At 69.3% G+C, this 16,926-nt stretch carries 15 protein-coding genes; 4 read left to right on the top strand and 11 right to left on the bottom strand.

Features of this window, described 5'->3' with window-relative positions:
* Window positions 1-45 precede the first annotated feature (45 nt).
* Together ACE3TE_RS06720 and speA are read right to left on the bottom strand one after the other, a co-directional pair.
* Entirely contained in the window at window positions 46-897 is an 852-nt protein-coding gene (locus ACE3TE_RS06720; RefSeq protein ID WP_374603386.1) for an NAD(P)-dependent oxidoreductase, read from the bottom strand.
* Window positions 894-2,798 carry an arginine decarboxylase gene (gene speA, locus ACE3TE_RS06725; protein WP_374603388.1) on the bottom strand — a complete coding sequence of 635 codons (1,905 nt, stop codon included), beginning with the start codon at window positions 2,796-2,798 and terminating at the stop codon, window positions 894-896. The genes ACE3TE_RS06720 and speA overlap by 4 nt, the downstream gene beginning before the upstream one ends.
* Before the next feature lie 111 nt (window positions 2,799-2,909).
* On the opposite strand from speA, the gene speE reads away from it, so the two are divergent.
* Entirely contained in the window at window positions 2,910-3,761 is an 852-nt protein-coding gene (gene speE / locus ACE3TE_RS06730; RefSeq protein ID WP_374603390.1) for a polyamine aminopropyltransferase, read from the top strand.
* An 81-nt stretch (window positions 3,762-3,842) separates the two neighbouring features.
* Here speE and ACE3TE_RS06735 read toward each other — a convergent pair whose 3' ends face one another.
* The 4 genes from ACE3TE_RS06735 to ACE3TE_RS06750 all read right to left on the bottom strand — a co-directional run bounded on the left by ACE3TE_RS06735 (window position 3,843) and on the right by ACE3TE_RS06750 (window position 6,409).
* Window positions 3,843-4,331, bottom strand: coding sequence for a hypothetical protein (locus tag ACE3TE_RS06735; RefSeq protein ID WP_374603391.1), 489 nt, complete (start codon window positions 4,329-4,331; stop codon window positions 3,843-3,845).
* Window positions 4,332-4,350: 19 nt separating this feature from the next.
* A complete protein-coding gene (locus ACE3TE_RS06740) occupies window positions 4,351-4,680 on the bottom strand; it encodes a LysM peptidoglycan-binding domain-containing protein (RefSeq protein ID WP_374603393.1) in 330 nt (109 codons plus the stop codon).
* Between the two features lie 80 nt (window positions 4,681-4,760).
* Window positions 4,761-5,099: a P-II family nitrogen regulator gene (locus ACE3TE_RS06745; RefSeq protein WP_034224894.1), complete on the bottom strand. Its 339-nt coding sequence runs from the start codon at window positions 5,097-5,099 to the stop codon at window positions 4,761-4,763.
* 20 nt (window positions 5,100-5,119) lie between these two features.
* The gene (locus tag ACE3TE_RS06750) at window positions 5,120-6,409 is read right to left on the bottom strand and encodes an ammonium transporter (RefSeq protein ID WP_374603395.1); all 1,290 of its coding nucleotides are present in this window, start codon (window positions 6,407-6,409) and stop codon (window positions 5,120-5,122) included.
* A gap of 180 nt (window positions 6,410-6,589) precedes the next feature.
* On the opposite strand from ACE3TE_RS06750, the gene ACE3TE_RS06755 reads away from it, so the two are divergent.
* Window positions 6,590-6,856, top strand: coding sequence for an accessory factor UbiK family protein (locus ACE3TE_RS06755; protein ID WP_374603397.1), 267 nt, complete (start codon window positions 6,590-6,592; stop codon window positions 6,854-6,856).
* Window positions 6,857-6,874: 18 nt separating this feature from the next.
* Window positions 6,875-8,389 carry a YifB family Mg chelatase-like AAA ATPase gene (locus ACE3TE_RS06760; protein ID WP_374603399.1) on the top strand — a complete coding sequence of 505 codons (1,515 nt, stop codon included), beginning with the start codon at window positions 6,875-6,877 and terminating at the stop codon, window positions 8,387-8,389.
* On the opposite strand, the gene ACE3TE_RS06765 is transcribed toward ACE3TE_RS06760, so the two are convergent.
* Window positions 8,353-9,555, bottom strand: coding sequence for a putative peptide maturation dehydrogenase (locus ACE3TE_RS06765; protein ID WP_374603401.1), 1,203 nt, complete (start codon window positions 9,553-9,555; stop codon window positions 8,353-8,355). The two genes, ACE3TE_RS06760 and ACE3TE_RS06765, sit on opposite strands and share 37 nt — an antisense overlap.
* A gap of 117 nt (window positions 9,556-9,672) precedes the next feature.
* On the opposite strand from ACE3TE_RS06765, the gene ACE3TE_RS06770 reads away from it, so the two are divergent.
* A complete protein-coding gene (locus ACE3TE_RS06770) occupies window positions 9,673-9,939 on the top strand; it encodes an NHLP-related RiPP peptide (protein WP_374603403.1) in 267 nt (88 codons plus the stop codon).
* A gap of 30 nt (window positions 9,940-9,969) precedes the next feature.
* Here the strand turns inward: ACE3TE_RS06770 and ACE3TE_RS06775 are convergent, their stop codons facing one another.
* The 4 genes from ACE3TE_RS06775 to aceB all read right to left on the bottom strand — a co-directional run bounded on the left by ACE3TE_RS06775 (window position 9,970) and on the right by aceB (window position 16,825).
* The gene (locus ACE3TE_RS06775; RefSeq protein WP_374603405.1) at window positions 9,970-12,594 is read right to left on the bottom strand and encodes a putative peptide modification system cyclase; all 2,625 of its coding nucleotides are present in this window, start codon (window positions 12,592-12,594) and stop codon (window positions 9,970-9,972) included.
* Window positions 12,595-12,664: 70 nt separating this feature from the next.
* On the bottom strand, window positions 12,665-13,681 hold the full coding sequence (locus ACE3TE_RS06780; RefSeq protein WP_374603407.1) for a diguanylate cyclase domain-containing protein: 1,017 nt from the start codon (window positions 13,679-13,681) through the stop codon (window positions 12,665-12,667).
* Between the two features lie 118 nt (window positions 13,682-13,799).
* The gene (gene aceA / locus ACE3TE_RS06785) at window positions 13,800-15,104 is read right to left on the bottom strand and encodes an isocitrate lyase (RefSeq protein WP_374603408.1); all 1,305 of its coding nucleotides are present in this window, start codon (window positions 15,102-15,104) and stop codon (window positions 13,800-13,802) included.
* Window positions 15,105-15,223: 119 nt separating this feature from the next.
* The gene (gene aceB, locus ACE3TE_RS06790; RefSeq protein ID WP_374603409.1) at window positions 15,224-16,825 is read right to left on the bottom strand and encodes a malate synthase A; all 1,602 of its coding nucleotides are present in this window, start codon (window positions 16,823-16,825) and stop codon (window positions 15,224-15,226) included.
* Between the last annotated feature and the right edge of the window lie 101 nt (window positions 16,826-16,926).

The following is a 16,926-nucleotide window of genomic DNA, read 5'->3' on the forward strand; positions in this document are numbered from 1 at the left end:
AAGCAAAAGATTCGCGCCTGAAGGCGCTCCTACAAGGTGAGCCGATCAGTCGCGCTTGAGCAGGATCAGCGCCGAGGTGTCGGCATCGCCTTCGCCGCGCTTCACCAGCTCGGCGTAGTCGGCCAGGGCCTGGTCGACCACCGGCGTGCGCAGGCCCAGCCCGGAGGCCATGCCCTGCACGATGCGCAGGTCCTTGACCAGGTGGCCGCACTTGAAGCCCGGCGTGAACTGGTTGGCCAGCATCGTCGCGCCGCGCTTTTCCAGGAACCAGTTGCCGGCGGCGCCGGCCATCAGGGTCGGCAGCAGCTTCTCCGGGTCCAGGCCCAGCTTCTCGCCCAGCGCCAGGCCTTCGCACACGGCTTCGTTGATGCCGGCCACCAGCACCTGGTTGACCGCCTTGGTGGCCTGGCCGGCGCCGGTGTCGCCCATGTGCGTGATGCGCGCGGCATAGGCTTCGAGCACCGGCCGGGCCTTGGCCAGGTCGGCGTCGCTGCCGCCGGCCATCACCGACAGCTTGCCGTTGCGCGCGCCTTCGACGCCGCCGGAAACCGGCGCATCGACAAAACCAATGCCCTTCGCGGCCAGCAGCGCCTGCGCCTGGTGCGCGGTGTCCACCGACACCGTCGAATGGTCGATCACCACGGCACCGGCCGCCAGCACGCCGGCCAGGGCCTGCACGTTCTCCAGCACGTCGGCATCGAGCGAGACACACAGCGCGACCACGTCGCAGCCGGCGAAGTCTTCGGATGAAGCCGCGGCGGCCACGCCCAGCTCTTCCGCCAGCGCCTGCGCCTTCGAGGTCGTGCGGTTGCCGACGACCGCGAGCAGCGCACGTGCGTGCAGATGCCGCGTCATCGGCGCGCCCATCGCGCCCAGTCCGATGAACCCGGCCTTCATGCCTTGCCTCCGTCCGCGTTCTCTTCGTGCAGGTAGGTGTAGCCGGTCAGGCCGGTTTCCAGGTCCACCAGCAGCTTGGCGGCCTCGGCCGGATCCAGGCCGGCGGCGTCGACCTTGGCCTTGTAGGCGCTGCGCAGTTCATTGAGGTCGTAACCGACGTAGTCGAGCATCACGTCGGTGGTGTCGCCCTTGCGCTGGCGGGCGACGGAATACGCGCCGCCTTCGCCGAGCTCGACGTTGGCGGTGTCGGTGTCGCCGAACAGGTTGTGGATGTCGCCCAGGGTCTCCTGGTAGGCGCCGACCATGAAGATGCCCAGCCGGTAGCTTTCGCCCTCGCGCGGCGAGTGCAGGGCCAGGGAGCTGTCGAGCGATTCGGACTCGACGTAGCTGTCGATGCGGCCGTCGGAATCGCAGGTGAGGTCGGCGATGACGCCGCGGCGGTCCGGCGTTTCGTCCAGGCGCGCGATCGGGACGATCGGGAACACCTGGTCGATGGCCCAGACGTCGGGGATCGATTCGAACACCGAGAAGTTGACGAAATACTTGTCGACCAGGCGTTCGTTGAGCTCGTCGAGCACGTCGCGGTGGCTGCGCTCCTGCGCCGTCAGGCGTTCGCGCACGGCGTGGGCGATCGCGTAGAACAGGTCGTCCAGGCGCGCGCGGTGGCGCAGCGTGATCTGGCCCAGCGCGTACAGGGCCTGGCCCTCGGCGAGGTGGTGCTGGGCTTCGTGGAAGAGTTCCAGCGCCGGCCGCTGGCCGAGCGCGGCGTGGGTTTCGCGCAGGTGGCGCACCACGGCCGGTTCGTCGTCGTCAGAGCGCGGCACCTGGCCTTCCGGCGCCCGTTCGACTTCCGACACGTTTACCACCATCACCGCGTGGTGCGCGGTCATCGCGCGGCCGGCTTCGGTGACCATGCGCGGCGGCGTGATGCCTTCTTCGGCGCAGGCTTCGGCCAGCGGCTGCACGAGGGTGTGCGCGTACTGGTCGAGGCCGTAGTTGATCGAGCAGAAGCCGCGCGAGCGCGTGCCTTCGTAATCCACGCCCAGGCCGCCGCCCGAATCCATGAAACGCACGTTGCAGCCCAGGCGGGTGAGTTCGACGAAATAGCGCACCGCCTCGCGCATGCCGTTGGCGATGTCGCGCACGTTGGAGATCTGGCTGCCCATGTGGAAGTGAAGCAGCTGCAGGGTGTCGAGCATGTCGGCGGCCTTCAGGCGTTCGACCAGGTCGAGCACCTGGCGCGGCGAGAGGCCGAACTTGGCCTTGTCGCCGCCGCTGTTCTGCCACTTGCCGGCGCCCAGCGAGGCCAGGCGCAGGCGCACGCCCAGGCCCGGCTTCACCCCCAGGGCCTTCGATTCCTCGATCACCATCGCCAGCTCGCTGGGCTTCTCGATGACGATGAAGGTTTCCAGGCCCAGCTTGCGGCCGACCAGGGCCAGGCGGATGAATTCGCGGTCCTTGTAGCCATTGCAGATGACCAGGCTGCCCGGCCGGGCCAGGCCCAGCACGGCCATCAGCTCGGGCTTGGAGCCGGCTTCCAGGCCGAAGCCTTCGCCGCCCGCCTCGGCCAGCTCGCCGGCGACGCCGCGGTGCTGGTTCACCTTGATCGGGTACACGGCGGTGTAGCCGCCCTGGTAGTCGAGTTCCTTCATCGCGCGGCCGAAGGCCGCCTGCAGCTTGCCCAGGCGGTCGCCGAGGATGTCGGAGAAACGCAGCAGCAGCGGCAGCTTCAGGCCGGCGTCGGTGGCCCTGGCCACGACCTCGGGCAGGGCCAGCTCGGGGCCGCCGGCGCCGCGCGGGCGCACGACCATCCGGCCCTGGGCGTCCACGTCGAAATAGCCCTCGCTCCAGTAGGGAATGGAGTAGGTGTGGCGGGCGCGGTCGAGGGACCAGGCGGGCATGGGCGCGGATTCCGGGGAAAAGGTGGGGGCGTAGTGTACCGCCCGGGGGTCGTGGGTTCATGCGCGGGCGGTACAATGCGCCCCCACGTTCAGCTACCCCCGGATACCGCGATGACCACCACTTGGCTGCATGAAAACTTCGAGCACACGGGTTCGGCCTTCGGCCTGCGCATGAAGCGCAAGCTCGAGGAAGTGCAGTCGCCGTTCCAGAAGATCGAGATGTACGAAAGCACCGACTGGGGCAACGTCATGCTGATCGACGGCGCGATGATGGTGACCACGCGCGACAATTTCTTCTATCACGAGATGATGGCGCACGCGCCGCTGTTCACCCACGCCGACCCGAAGGACGTGGTGATCATCGGCGGCGGCGACTGCGGCACCCTGCGCGAAGTGCTGCGCCACCCCGGCGTGCGCACGGCTGTGCAGTGCGACATCGACGAGCAGGTGACGCGCATGGCCGAGAAGTATTTCCCGGAGCTGTGCGAGTCGAACAACGACCCGCGCGCGACGGTGATGTTCGACGACGGCATTGCCTACATGAAGAACGCCAAGCCGGAGTCGATCGACGTGATCATCGTCGATTCCACCGACCCGGTCGGCCCGGCCGAGGGCCTGTTCAACAAGGCCTTCTACGAAACCTGCCTGCGCGCCCTGCGCCCGGGCGGCCTGCTGGTGCAGCAGAGCGAATCGCCGCTGGCGCTGATGCAGCTGATCCTGGACATGCGCGATGCGATGACGGATGCCGGCTTCAAGAGCTTCCGCACCCTGCCCTTCCCGCAGCCGTGTTACCCGACCGGCTGGTGGAGCTGCACCATCGCCTCGAAGGAAACCCGCGACCTGACCGCTTTCCGCGAAGCCGACGCCGCCGCCAAGTCGTTCGACACGCAGTACTACACCGCCGACATCCACCGCGGCGCGCTGTCGATGCCGCCGATGATGCAAAAGGCGCTGGGCGACTGAGTCCGCCGCGGTCCGGAACGAAAAATGAAGAAGGCCGGCGTCCTCACGACGCCGGCCTTTCTCGTTGGCAGCCGGTCCTGCTTACTCGGCCGCGACCGTGAACTCCCGGGTTTCGACCTTGTTGCCGTCCAGCGAGACCTCCAGCGTGTAGCGACCGACCGGCCAGCCGTCGGGCTTGCTGATCTGGAAGTTGGTGACGCCCGGGCCGCTGAAGTTGAAGGACTTCGTTTCCTCGTTCACCACCTGGCCGTCTTCGAACAGCCACTTTGCCGTCAGGCTGCCGGCCACGGAGGCGGCGGGGTCGCTGGTGGCCGTGCTGATCGAGGCGGTGATTGGCTGGTTCGGGGCGAACTGGGCCTGGCTTTCGATCACCCGGCCGTCCGCGTCGACATCGCTGCCGAGGCTGACGCTGGTGACGGATGCGGTGGCGGCGACGGGCGCGGGCGCCGGAGCCGGCGCAGGTTCGACCACCACCGGCGGCGGCGCGGCCTCTTCCTTCTTGCAGCCGGCCAGGGCCAGCGTCGCGGCCAGCGCAATGGCAATGGACCGGGAAAGTCGGATCGGTTTCATGGTGTTCTCCATTGGGGGGTCAGTCTTTGTCGGCTTCCAGCGGCGGAATCTTCAGTTCCTGACCGGGGTGGATCAGGTCGGGATTGTCGAGCTTGTCGCGATTGGCCTCGAAGATGATCGGCCACATGCCGGCCTTGCCGTAGTAGTGCTTGGCGATGCCCGACAGCGTGTCGCCGCGGACGACGGTGTGCACCTGCACGCCCTGGCTGCCGCCGCCGCCTTCGTGGATGGTCTCTTCGGAGCTTGTGACGCTTGACTGGACGTTGCTGAAGTCCGCGCGCGGGGCCTCGGTACCGGTCACGCGGGACTGGACGTTGGAAAAATCGGGCTTTTTCGGGGGGGTGCTCATCGGTGTCTCCCGGACTGGGTGTCCGGGAGACAGACTAGGCGCTCAGCAGGCCCGGAAAGTGAATATTTCGCTAGCCCCGATCAAAGCGCGTCGCCGTCGAGTTCACCCGTGCGGATCCGCAGCACCTTGTCGAGGTCGTAGACGAAGATCTTGCCGTCGCCGACCTTGCCGGTATTCGCCGCCGCCTGGATGGCTTCCACCACGCGATCGGCCTGGTCGTCGGTGACCGCGACCTCGAGCTTGATCTTGGGCAGGAAGTCGACCACGTATTCGGCGCCCCGGTAGAGCTCGGTGTGGCCCTTCTGGCGGCCGAAGCCCTTGACCTCGGTGACCGTGACGCCCGAGACGCCGACTTCGCTGAGGGACTCGCGCACGTCGTCGAGCTTGAAGGGTTTGATGATGGCCATGACCATTTTCATCGTCGGATCTCCCGGGGCGTTCAAAGGTTGTAACCGCGTTCGTTGTGCAGGGCGAGGTCCAGGCCCTCGGCTTCCTGGTCCTCGTCCACCCGCAGCCGGATGACCGAACCCACCAGCTTGAGCAGGACGTAGGTGACGACCGTAGTGTAGGCGATGGTGAAGCCCACGCCCTTGGCCTGGATCCAGACCTGGCCGGCGATGTCGGTGACTTCACCAAATCCGCCCAGCGCCGGGGCCGCGAACACGCCCGTCAGCAGCGCGCCGACGATGCCGCCCATGGCGTGCACGCCGAAGACGTCCAGCGAATCGTCGTAACCCAGCCGGTGCTTGAGCGTGGTGGCGCAGAAGAAGCACACGATGCTGGCGCTGAAGCCGATCACCAGCGCGCCCACCGGCCCGGCCGTGCCGGCGGCCGGGGTGATCGCCACCAACCCCGCCACCACGCCCGAGGCGATGCCCAGCGCGCTGGGCTTTCCGTGCGTGAACCACTCGATGCCCATCCAGCCCAGTGCCGCAGCCGCCGTCGCCACCTGGGTCACCAGCATGGCCATGCCGGCGGTTTCGTCGGCGGCCACCGCCGATCCGGCGTTGAAGCCGAACCAGCCCACCCACAGCATCGCCGCGCCCACGAGGGTGTAGCCCAGGTTGTGCGGCGCCATCGGCGTGCCGGGGTAGCCATTGCGCTTGCCCAGCACCAGCGCCGCGACCAGGCCCGCCACGCCGGCATTGATGTGCACCACGGTGCCGCCGGCAAAATCGAGCACGCCCCAGTCCCACATCAGTCCGCCCTCGCCGGCCCAGACCATGTGCGCGATGGGCGCGTAGACCAGCGCGAACCACAGCAGCATGAACACCAGCATCGCCGAGAAGCGCATGCGTTCGGCGAAGGCCCCGACGATCAGCGCCGGGGTGATGATCGCGAAGGTCATCTGGAAGGTGATGAAAACACTTTCCGGGAAGGCGCCGACCACGCTTTCCTTCGTCAGGTTCTTCAGGAAGGCGTTTTCGAAGGTGCCGACGAAGGACGCCAGGTTCACCGTACCGGCCTGCATGCCGGTGGTGTCGAAAGCCAGGCTGTAGCCGAACACGACCCAGGCCACCGAGATCAGGCCGGTGATCGCGAAACACTGCATCAGCACCGACAGGATGTTCTTCGAGCGCACCATGCCGGCGTAGAACAGCGCCAGCCCGGGGATGACCATGAACAGCACCAGGGCCGTGGCGGTGAGCATCCAGGCGGTGTCGCCCGAGTCGATGGGCGGCGGGGCCGCCGGGGTGGCGAGCGCAAGCAAAGGCAATACGGGAACCATGGGCGTGGCCTCCTGGGACGTGGGAAGGGGGTGGCGAGGGGGAGCACCTGGACCCTGACCGCCACGCGGCGATTGAATGCTCGGCCCCGGCGTGGAATTCTTGTGGGCCCCGTGGGGAATCCCTGACAGACGCCGGCGCCGCCGCGTCGCATCGTGGCCCCACCCCACCGGAGCAAGCCCATGATCGACCTCAAGAACATCGACGACCTGGCCCGCAAGCTCAGCGACCTGGTGCCCCCGGGCCTGAAGGACGCGCGCGCCGACCTCGAGCAGAACTTCAAGTCCACCCTGCAGGCCGGCCTGAACCGCCTGGACCTGGTGACCCGCGAGGAATTCGACGTGCAGCGCGCCGTACTGCTGCGCACCCGCGAAAAGCTCGAAGCGCTGGAGCGCAAGCTGGCCGAACTCGAAGCGCGCGGCGGCGCGCCCGACGGCACCGCGCACTAAGCCCCGCTTTCCCTTGCGATGAACCTGGCGCTGGCGCACAGCCGCGCCCGGGTCGGCGTGCTTGCGCCCGCCGTGCGGGTCGAGACCCACCTGGGCGGCGGTTTGCCGAACTTCACGCTGGTGGGCATGCCGGCCACGGCCGTGCGCGAAAGCCGCGAGCGCGTGCGCTCGGCGATCGGCAACGCCGGCTTCGATTTCCCGCAGCGGCGCATCACCGTCAATCTGGCGCCGGCCGACCTGCCCAAGGAAGGCGGCCGTTATGACCTGGCGATCGCACTGGGCCTGCTGGCCGCCAGCGGCCAGGTGCCGGTGCAGGCCCTGGGCGCGGTCGAACTGCTGGGCGAGCTGGCGCTCACCGGCGAACTCAAGCCGGTGGACGGCGTGCTGCCGGCCGCCCTGGCCGCGGCGCGCGAAGGCCGGCCCCTGCTGGTGCCCGCCGGCAACGGCGCCGAAGCCGCGCTGGCCAGCGGCGGCCGGGCCTACGTGGCGCGCACGCTGCGCGAGGCCTGCGCCCACCTGCGCGGCGAAGCGGTGTTGCCGCTGGCCAGCACCGGCGACCTGGCCCTGGCCACGCCGCGATACCCGGACCTGGCCGACGTGCGCGGCCAGGCCGCGGCAAGGCGCGCGCTGGAAGTCGCGGCGGCCGGCGCGCACGCGCTGCTCTTCATCGGACCACCCGGCTGCGGCAAGACGCTGCTTGCCTCGCGATTGCCCGGCCTGCTGCCAGACCCGGACGAAAACGAGGCGCTGGAAACCGCCGCCATCCATTCGGTGAGCGGCCAGGGCCTGGACCTGTCGCGCTGGCGGCAGCGGCCATTTCGGTACCCGCACCATCTCGCCAGTGCGGTGGCGCTGATCGGCGGCGGCGGCAATCCGCGGCCGGGAGAGGTATCGCTGGCGCACAACGGCGTGCTTTTCCTCGACGAACTGGCCGAGTGGTCGCGGCATGCGCTGGAAACGCTGCGCCAGCCGATGGAGTCGGGCCGGGTCACCGTCTCGCGGGCGGCGCGACAGAGCGAGTTCCCGGCCAGCTTCCAGCTGATCGCCGCGATGAACCCCTGCCCCTGCGGCTGGGCCGGCGACCCCAGCGGCCGCTGCGGCTGCAGTGCCGAAGCCGTGTCGCGCTACCGGGCCAGGCTCTCAGGCCCGCTGCTCGACCGCATCGACCTGCAGCTGGCGGTGCCGCGCCTGCCGCCTTCCCAGCTGCGCCCGGACCAGCCGCCCGGCGAATCCACCGCCACGGTGCGCGCCCGCGTCCTGGCCGCACGCGCCCGCCAGCTCGAACGCGCCGGCGTACCCAACGCCCGCCTCGACCAGGCCGGCACCGACCGCGACTGCGTTCTGCGCCCGCGCGACCGCCGCCTGCTCGAACGCGCCATCGACCAGCTGCAGCTTTCCGCCCGCGCCCTGCACCGCATCCAGCGCGTCGCGCGCACGCTGGCCGACCTCGCCGGCGACGAGGCCATCGGCACCGACCACGTCGCCGAAGCGATCGGCTATCGCCTGCTCGATCGCGCGGGCCCCTCGGCCTGAGCCGGCACCGGATCGAGAACGTCGAGTTCCCGGTACGTTTTTTGCTCCGAACGCGGCCCGAAGCCCACCAGCGCGATCGCGCCTTCGCGCAGCAGTGGAAGGCCCAACGCCTCACCAACTTCACGATCGTTGATGGCCGCCGTCACGAAGCAGCCCAGCCCCAGTTCGGTCGCCGACAGGTACATCGTCTGGGAAAGATGCCCGGCGTCGAGGTGTACCACGCGCCAGGCCTTGGCATGCCGGCGGTATTTCCAGAACATCCGGTCGAAGCGCGCCACCATCACCACCATCGCCGGCACGTCGCGGAACCAGGCCTGGCCGGCGACGAATCGGTGGGCCCAATCCGCGGCTTCATCGGTCGAAAGTGACTGCAGCGGCTCCAACGCGTGCCGCATCGGCAGGTAGTGGTAAAAGCCCGGCGCCAGGCCTTGCACGCGCTGCACCAGCACGTAGGCTTCGATCGCGTGCATACCACCCCCTGCCGGGCTGGTCTTCTTGACCACCACTGCCCCCGGCGCGAGTTGATGGGTGCCGACCGCGCCCCAGACCCGTCGCATCATCGTCGCGAACTCTTCCGCGCCCAGGGTCGCCTCTGCCTCGAAATTGCGGCAGGTGCGGCGGGCGAGCAGCAGGGCGTCAAACTCCGTGTTTCGTGGCGACGCCAGGGGAACGGCCAGCGTGTGGGGCGAGCGCCGGAACTCGGGGTCTGGCGCCGAGCCGAAGGTCTTCACCAGCTCGACCGCGCTGGGCCGCTGCCCGGCTTCGCCCCGCTGTTCGATATCCACGCCGCTCCAGCCGCCCTGGGACTGCGCCATCAGCGCCGGCGGCCACCAGGCAACGTCGCGCGAGGTCTGGTCGATTCCGCGGGCGGCTTCCGAGGCGGGGCCGTCATCGAGCAACAGGCCGCTGGCGACCACCCTGTCCACGAGGTCCGCACCGAAGCGGTGTTCAAGCGTGACGCGCGCCGCCCACGCATCGTCCGGCATCGCCTCGACCACGGCCAGCATCGCCAGGTCCACGGGCACCGGCGACGGCAGGTGCGGCGCCATGGCCAGCCAGCGCGGGCGGCGGTCCATGCCGTCGCCGCCGGACAGCAGCGCGCCGAATTCGAAGCGGGGTTCATTGTCCAGCGCCACCGCGAGGTGGGCGCACCGTTTGAGCTGCATGGTCGGGTCCCGGTGTACGGCCGCCAGACTGACCGCTGCAGCCACGGCCTGACAAGCCCGCCGGTCGCCGGCTAGACTCCGGCGGCACCAGCTGGTGCGCCATCAGGGGAACCCAACGTGTCCAGACCACTTTCCGACAAGACCGCCAGCGCGCTGCTCGATAAGCTCGCCAGCGACGACGGCTTCCGCGACCGCTTCATGGCCAATCCGAAGGCCGCCACCCTCTCGCTGGGCACCGACGACCCGGCCGCCGACGACCTGCCGGACGCGCCGATCGCGCAACTGGCTCCCAAGGAAAGTTTCCTCGCGTCGGGCGCGACGATGCGCGAGAGCCTGGTGTCCTCGAAGTCGCCCTTCGAGCCGATCAGCTTCGAGCTCTCCTAGGACCTTCGCCGCAGCCGCGCGGCCCGGGATTCAGAGTGCGGCGTCCCGACGCGTGACCTGCGGCAGTTCCGCGCCGCCGGGCCAGGCCTTCTCGAAGGCCTGGCTGGCGGACGCTGCGTCCGTCGAGCCGGGCTCCGACAGCCGCGCGACCGCCCGCAAGGCCAGCGTGCTTTCCGCCACGCTGGCGAGTTGCCAGCCCCAGTTGTACGTCGGCTCACCGAAGGCGACGCCCCGGTTTTCATCCAACCATTTCGCCACCCGCGCCGCTTCGGCGCGATCCCCGGCGGCCGCCAGCGCACGCACCAGCACGGCGCGGCTGAAATAAATGCCCTCGGACTTTGCGTGGTCGTCGGCCAGCAGTGCCACTGCTTCGGATGCCCGCCCTTCGGCCAGCGCAACTTCCGCCTTCACTGCCCGGATCATCGCGGCATTGGCCGGGTAGATCCGGGCCTGGTTTTCGTTTTCAACGCCGGCCAGCAGTTCGCGGGCGCGGCCGGGATCACCGGTGTGGGCGCTCATCCAGGCGCCGGCCAGCACATGGAAGATCGCCTGTCGGCGCAGCAGCGCCCCCGCCTCCACCAGCCGGTCCACTTGCACGTCGGTCCAGGCACGAAGATCTGCCTTGAAGGCTTCATCGGGGGCATAGACCCGTAACGCGAGCGCCATCAACTCCACGTTGGCCAGGGTCTCGGGCGAGACCTCCGCCTTCGCGGCGTCGTCCACGAGCCCGGCGATCGCGTCGCGTGCCGCCGTCCAATCGCCCTGGTCGAGCGGCAGGCTGGCTTCGTAAAAGCGGCTCTCGATGTCCTGGCCGGGCAGGCCGACGGGCTTTTGCAGCGCCGCGATGCGGCGGGCGTCGACGTACCGGCGCTTGGCCGAGTAAGCGTCGACGTACTCGCGCAGGCTGCCCCGGGTGCCCAGGGTCACCGACCGCTCGAACAGGGCCAGGGCCGCATCCACTTCGCCCGAGGCCAGCTCGATCGAAGCCATCAGGTAGACGGCGGAGGGGCGCTGCGCATTCTGCGGCACGTCGGCGCCCTTCATGGCCCGGCGCGCCTCTTCGTAACGCAGCAGGTCGAAGTGGGCGAAGTAGGCCTCGTTGTAGCGGGCGCGGTAGTCATCCGGATACAGCGAGGCCAGCAGGCGAAGGCGCTCGACGGCGCGCGGGGCGTCATCCAGCGTCGCCTCGGCGCCTTCCATGAACAGCAGTTCGCGCCGGGTCAGCCGGTCGCGATGGGCCTGGGCCTGGGCCAGGTATTCGCGGGTTCCCTCGGCGTCGCCTTCGACGTAGCGCATGAAGGCCAGCCGCAGCCAGGCCATGGCGAAGCCGGGGTCGATGCGCACGGCTTCCTTGTAAAGGGCCTCGGCGTCGGCAGCCCGTCCTTCGGTGCGGGCCAGCAGGCCCAGCGAGAACGCACGCAGCGCTTCGATATCGCCGGTGGTGGCCTGCTCCAGCGGCACCCGGTCGGCGGCCACGGCAGCCATGGTCTCGCCGAGCCGGCCGCGCACGTCCACCAGCGCCTGGTCGAGCGAGGGCAATACGCTTTCCACCCCCTTGCCGTCGGCGCTCTCGCTGTACACCGTGACGCCACTCTCCGGGTCGATCACCTCCAGGCTGACGCGCATCACGCCGCCAACCTGGGCGATGGTGGGCAGGATGACCGCGCGCGCGCCCTCTCGCAGCGCGAGTTCGGTGGCCAGCTGGCGGTCTAGCGGCTGGCCCGGCCGCTGCATGCGCTGCAGGGCGCGATCCACTTGCAGGTCATTGAACAGGTTCACGTACTGCGACTGCTCGAGCCCGACCCGAAGGGCGGTATCGAGCGAATCGTCGAACATATCCTCGCCGGTGCGGTTCTGCAGGTCGGCCACCACCACCCAGTCGCGCTCGGCGAAGGCGATGGCCGGTTCGCTGCGGAAGGTGCCCCAGAGCACGCCGACGCCCAATGCCACCAACAGCAGGGCCTCGGCGGCGATGACCGGCGGACGGCGCCACAGCGGCAGCTCGCGCCAGGCCTTGTCGCCGGATGTGGGCGCGCGCAGCGGCGCGATGCCCGGCTCGCCGACCTCGTGCACCAGCATCGGCGCCGGCACGCCCTTGAAGCGATAGCGGCCGTGCATCAGCCAGCGCAGGCGCCCGGCGCGTTCACCCAGCTCGCCGGCGGCGCGGTGGGACAGGTTCTGGGCCATGCCCGACATCAGGATCTGGCCGGGCATGGCCAGGCTCATCAGTCGCGCGGCCACCGGCTTGGCCAGGCCTTCGACCTCGATGGGCTTGGCGCCAGCCTGCACGTCGCGCGGGTGGTTGGCCCAGGTCATCACGTCGCCGACGTGGATGCCGGTGCGGGCGCGCAGTTCGATGCCTTCGGACTTGCCCAGCTCGTGCAGGCCGCGCTGGTAGCGCAGCGCGAAATCCAGGGCCTGGATGGGACGCTCGAACAGCGCCAGCACGCCGTCGGCCTTGTCCACCAGCTGGCCGTTGCACAGCTTCATGGCCTGCAGCAGCAGCTGGTCGTGACGCTGCATCAGCGCGGCGGTGCGGGCATCCCCAAGGCGTTCGACCAGGGCCGTGGAACCGACGATGTCGCACACCAGCACCGCGCGCAGCATCGGCCGCACGGCGGGCGCGTCGGGGCGACTCGGGTGGCGGGGGTCCATGGCGTGCATTGTCTTGCCAGCAGGCGTCCTATCGGGGTGAACGCGGGCGCCGCGGCGCGCCGGACAAGAATTATTCGTCCAGGCGCCAGGCGTCGCCGCCCTGGCGCTTGGCGGCATACAGGGCCCGGTCGGCCTCGCTGTACCAGGCCGCCCAGCCGCCGGGATCGGCGCAGAAGGCGCCGCCAACGCTCACGCTCAGGCGCGATTCGCCCAGGCTCGGCAGGCGCAGGCAGCGCACGCCCGCCAGCAGGCCCAGGGCACGGTTGGCCAGCTCGCCGCGGTCGGCCACCCGCAGGACCAGGGCGAACTCGTCGCCGCCCAGGCGGCAGGGCAGCTCGAGCGGGCCGGCCATGCGCCGCACTTCCTCGGCCACGGCGCGCAGGGCCGAGTCTCCAGCCAGGTGCCCGCTGCGATCGTTGATCAGCTTGAAGTGGTCGATGTCCACCAGCAGCAGGGCCAGGCGGCTGCCGGCCAGCGGCTGGTGGGCCAGTTCGTCCAGGTAGCGGTACAGGCCGCGGCGGTTGGCCAGGCCGGTCAGGTCGTCGCTGCGCACCAGCTGCTGGGCGACGGTGAGCTCGCTGCGGGTCTGGCGCAGGGTGTCGAGGGTCTGCAGCAGGTCTTCGTTGCGGCGGCGCAGGCTTTGCACCAGCTGGTGCTCGCCGGCCACCAGGTAGGCGAAGCTGCGGCGCATGAAGCGGGCCATGTGCGCCGGCTCCTGGCCGACCAGGGACTCGAAGGCCTGCTGGGTGATCTCGTAGAGCACGCCGGGGGTCTCGGCCACGGCGCGGGCGAAACGCTGGTGCCGGCCGATGAAGACGGCGAGTTCGCCGAAATACTGGCCCGGGCCCAGCAGCTTGTCGGCCAGGCCGTCGTCGAAGCAGAGCCGGATCTCGCCGGTATCGACCAGGAACATGCTCTGGGCATCTTCACCGCGCCGGAACAGTTCCTCGCCCGGCAGCACCGCGCGACTGACACCGACCGAAGCCAGCACCCGGAACTCCTCGGGCGACAGCTGCGTCGGCAGTCGGGCGTCCGTGTCGCCACCCGCATCGGCGGCGACATGGACCGGGTAATCGCTTGGTTTCACTGAGTGACTCGACCCCTGGTTGCGGCCGAGTGTAACCGCGTCCGCGCCCGGAATACGCGATATGCGTCAAATCCGTGAATCGGGCCGGCCCCCTCCCCCGACGGGGCCGGCCCCGGGATCAGGCGGCGTCCGCCTGGCGCTCCCCGTGGAACTGCTCTTCTTCGGTCGAGCCCTTCAGCGCGGTGGTCGAGCTGTTGCCGCCCTGGATGGCCTGGGTGACCGAATCGAAGTAGCCGGTGCCGACCTCGCGCTGGTGCTTGACCGCGGTGAAGCCCTTGTCGGCGGCGGCGAACTCCTTCTCCTGCAGTTCGACGAAAGCGGTCATCTGGTTGCGCGCATAGCCGTGGGCCAGCTCGAACATGCCGTAGTTGAGCGCGTGGAAGCCGGCCAGGGTGATGAACTGGAACTTGTAGCCCATCGCGCCCAGCTCCTTCTGGAACTTGGCGATCGTGGCGTCGTCGAGGTTCTTCTTCCAGTTGAAGGACGGCGAGCAGTTGTAGGCCAGCAGCTTGCCCGGGTACTTCGCGTGAATGGCCTCGGCGAACTTGCGCGCGAACTCGAGGTCGGGCTTGCCGGTCTCGCACCACACCAGGTCGGCATAGGGCGCGTAGGCCAGGCCGCGGCTGATGGCCTGGTCGATGCCGTTGCGGGTCTTGTAGAAGCCTTCGGGCGTGCGCTCGCCGGTGCAGAACGGCTTGTCGTTGGGGTCGATGTCGCTGGTCAGCAGGTCGGCGGCCTCGGCGTCGGTGCGCGCGACCAGCAGCGTCGGCACGTTCATCACGTCGGCGGCCAGGCGCGCGGCGATCAGCTTCTGCACGGCTTCCTGGGTCGGCACCAGCACCTTGCCGCCCATGTGGCCGCACTTCTTCACGGACGCGAGCTGGTCCTCGAAGTGCACGCCGGCGGCGCCGGCCTCGATCATCGCCTTCATCAGTTCGAAGGCATTGAGCACGCCGCCGAAACCGGCCTCGGCGTCGGCCACGATCGGCTGCAGGAAGTCGATGTCGTCCTTGCCTTCGGCGTGGTGCAGCTGGTCGGCGCGCAGCAGCGCGTTGTTGATGCGCTTGACCACCAGCGGCACCGAGTTGGCCGGGTACAGGGACTGGTCGGGGTACATCTCGCCGGCGACGTTGGCGTCGGCCGCGACCTGCCAGCCGCTGAGGTAGATCGCCTTCAGGCCGGCCTTGACCTGCTGCATGGCCTGGTTGCCGGTCAGCGCGCCCAGCGCGTTGACGAAGGGCTCGCTGCCCAGCGACTTCCACAGCTTCTCGGCGCCCAAGCGGGCCAGGGAATGTTCGATGTTGACGGTGCCGCGCAGGCGCACCACTTCTTCGGCGCTGTAGCCGCGTTCGATGCCGGCCCAGCGGGCGTCGGTGGCCCAGGTCTGCTTGAGCTGCTCGGCGGTGGGGAGGGGCGTGGTCATGGCGGCGGGTCCTTGTCGTAGGGGTTTGTCGTTTTTTGTAGGAGCGCCGTCAGGCGCGAAGCTTTGCCTTCGGCAAAGAAGGGATTCGCGCCTGAAGGCGCTCCTACAGGTGTGTCGGGTCAGAGGCGTTCGTAGGCGGGCAGCGTCAGGAACTCGACGAGTTCATCGGCGTGGGTGAGTTCGTCGAGCAGCGCGATCGCCTCGTTGATCTTCGAACCGCCCGGCAGCTTCATGCGGTCGGCCAGCTTCGAGGGCAGCGCCAGCAGCGCGCGGTCGAACAGCGAGAAATCCACCGGCGTGCCGTCGTCGAGGTGCAGGTGCCGGTTGTGCAACCACTGCCAGAGCTGGGCGCGGCCGATTTCGGCTGTGGCGGCGTCTTCCATCAGCCAGTGGATGGGCACGCAGCCGTTGCCGTCGAGCCAGGCCGCCAGGTAGCGCACGCAGACCTCGACGTTGTTGTCGAAACCCTTGCGGGTGATGGTGCCGATGCTCGGGCGGATCAGCGTGTCGCGATCCACCTGCACGTCCTCGCGGCGCTTGTCGCGCTGGTGCGGGCCGGGCATGCCGGCGTCGAAGATCTCGCGCGCCACCTTGATCAGCGCCGGGTGCGCGACCCAGGTGCCGTCGTGGCCGGCGTCCACTTCGCGCTGCTTGTCGGCGCGCACGCGGGCGATGGCTTCCTCGTTGGCGATCGGGTCGCCGGCGATCGGGATCTGCGCCGCCATGCCGCCCATCGCGTGGGCGCCGCGGCGGTGGCAGGTCTGCACAAGCAGCTCCGAGTAGGCCTTCAGGAAGGGCTGGGTCATGCCGACCTGGCCGCGCTCGGGCAGCACGCGGTCGCGGTGCCGGCGGAATACCTTGAGGTAGCTGAAGATGTAGTCCCAGCGGCCGCAGTTGAGGCCAACGATGCGGCTGCGCAGCGCGTGCAGGATCTCGTGCATCTCGAAGGCCGCGGGCAGGGTTTCGATCAGCACCGTTACCTTCATGGAGCCGGCCGGCAGGCGCAGGCGCGCTTCGATCCAAGCCAGCACGTCTTCCCACAGCGCCGCCTCTTCCATGCACTCGAGCTTGGGCAGATAGAAGTACGGACCGCGGTCACGGGCCTGCAGCACGGTCGCGTTGTGGAAGGCGAACAGGCCCAGGTCGAACAGGCTGGCCGAGAGGCGCTCGCCGTCGACCAGCACGTGTTTTTCGTCCAGGTGCCAGCCGCGCGGGCGCACGATCAGGGTGGTGGTGGAGTTCGGGTCCAGCACGTAGTGCTTGCTGCCGTCGGGCGCCATCCAGTCCAGGGTGCCGCTGGTGGCCTTGCGCAGGGCGCGCTGGCCGACCAGCAGGTTTTCCCAGGTCGGGCTGGTGGAATCCTCGAAATCGGCCATGTAGCAGCTGGCGCCCGAGTTCAGCGCATTGATCACCATCTTCGGTTCGACCGGACCGGTGATCTCGACGCGGCGGTCGAGCAGCGCGGCCGGGGCGGGGGCCACGGTCCAGTCGCCTTCGCGGATGTCGCGGGTGTCGGCGCGGAAGTCCGGCAGCTGGCCGGCATCGAAGGCTTCCTGGCGCTTGCGCCGGGCGGCCAGGCGTTCCTGGCGGCGCGGCTCGAAGGTCCGGTGCAGTTCGACCAGGAAGTCCAGGGCCGCCTGGCCCAGCAGGTCTTCCTGGCCCGCCAGGCGCGGGCCGGCCAGGACCAGGGGGGAAAGGGTGCGTGCCGCGTCGCCTGCCATGGGGAATCTCCGGAGTCGGGACTGGCCTCGACCCTATGACCCGGGAGTCGCCTTTGACAAAACAAATGTTTTGATACTTGTTATAAGCTGGGCTTATAGCT

The sequence above is a fragment of the Arenimonas sp. genome, assembly GCF_041919775.1.
Taxonomy (GTDB): Bacteria; Pseudomonadota; Gammaproteobacteria; order Xanthomonadales; family Xanthomonadaceae; genus Arenimonas.

Excerpts from the sequence above, each read along its gene's own strand:
- ACE3TE_RS06720 (WP_374603386.1), bottom strand. The coding sequence starts at position 897 with ATGAAGGCCGGGTTCATCGGACTGGGCGCGATGGGCGCGCCGATGACG.
- speA (WP_374603388.1), bottom strand. The coding sequence starts at position 2,798 with ATGCCCGCCTGGTCCCTCGACCGCGCCCGCCACACCTACTCCATTCCC.
- speE (WP_374603390.1), top strand. The coding sequence starts at position 2,910 with ATGACCACCACTTGGCTGCATGAAAACTTCGAGCACACGGGTTCGGCC.
- ACE3TE_RS06735 (WP_374603391.1), bottom strand. The coding sequence starts at position 4,331 with ATGAAACCGATCCGACTTTCCCGGTCCATTGCCATTGCGCTGGCCGCG.
- ACE3TE_RS06740 (WP_374603393.1), bottom strand. The coding sequence starts at position 4,680 with ATGAGCACCCCCCCGAAAAAGCCCGATTTTTCCAACGTCCAGTCCCGC.
- ACE3TE_RS06745 (WP_034224894.1), bottom strand. The coding sequence starts at position 5,099 with ATGAAAATGGTCATGGCCATCATCAAACCCTTCAAGCTCGACGACGTG.
- ACE3TE_RS06750 (WP_374603395.1), bottom strand. The coding sequence starts at position 6,409 with ATGGTTCCCGTATTGCCTTTGCTTGCGCTCGCCACCCCGGCGGCCCCG.
- ACE3TE_RS06755 (WP_374603397.1), top strand. The coding sequence starts at position 6,590 with ATGATCGACCTCAAGAACATCGACGACCTGGCCCGCAAGCTCAGCGAC.
- ACE3TE_RS06760 (WP_374603399.1), top strand. The coding sequence starts at position 6,875 with ATGAACCTGGCGCTGGCGCACAGCCGCGCCCGGGTCGGCGTGCTTGCG.
- ACE3TE_RS06765 (WP_374603401.1), bottom strand. The coding sequence starts at position 9,555 with ATGCAGCTCAAACGGTGCGCCCACCTCGCGGTGGCGCTGGACAATGAA.
- ACE3TE_RS06775 (WP_374603405.1), bottom strand. The coding sequence starts at position 12,594 with ATGGACCCCCGCCACCCGAGTCGCCCCGACGCGCCCGCCGTGCGGCCG.
- aceA (WP_374603408.1), bottom strand. The coding sequence starts at position 15,104 with ATGACCACGCCCCTCCCCACCGCCGAGCAGCTCAAGCAGACCTGGGCC.
- aceB (WP_374603409.1), bottom strand. The coding sequence starts at position 16,825 with ATGGCAGGCGACGCGGCACGCACCCTTTCCCCCCTGGTCCTGGCCGGC.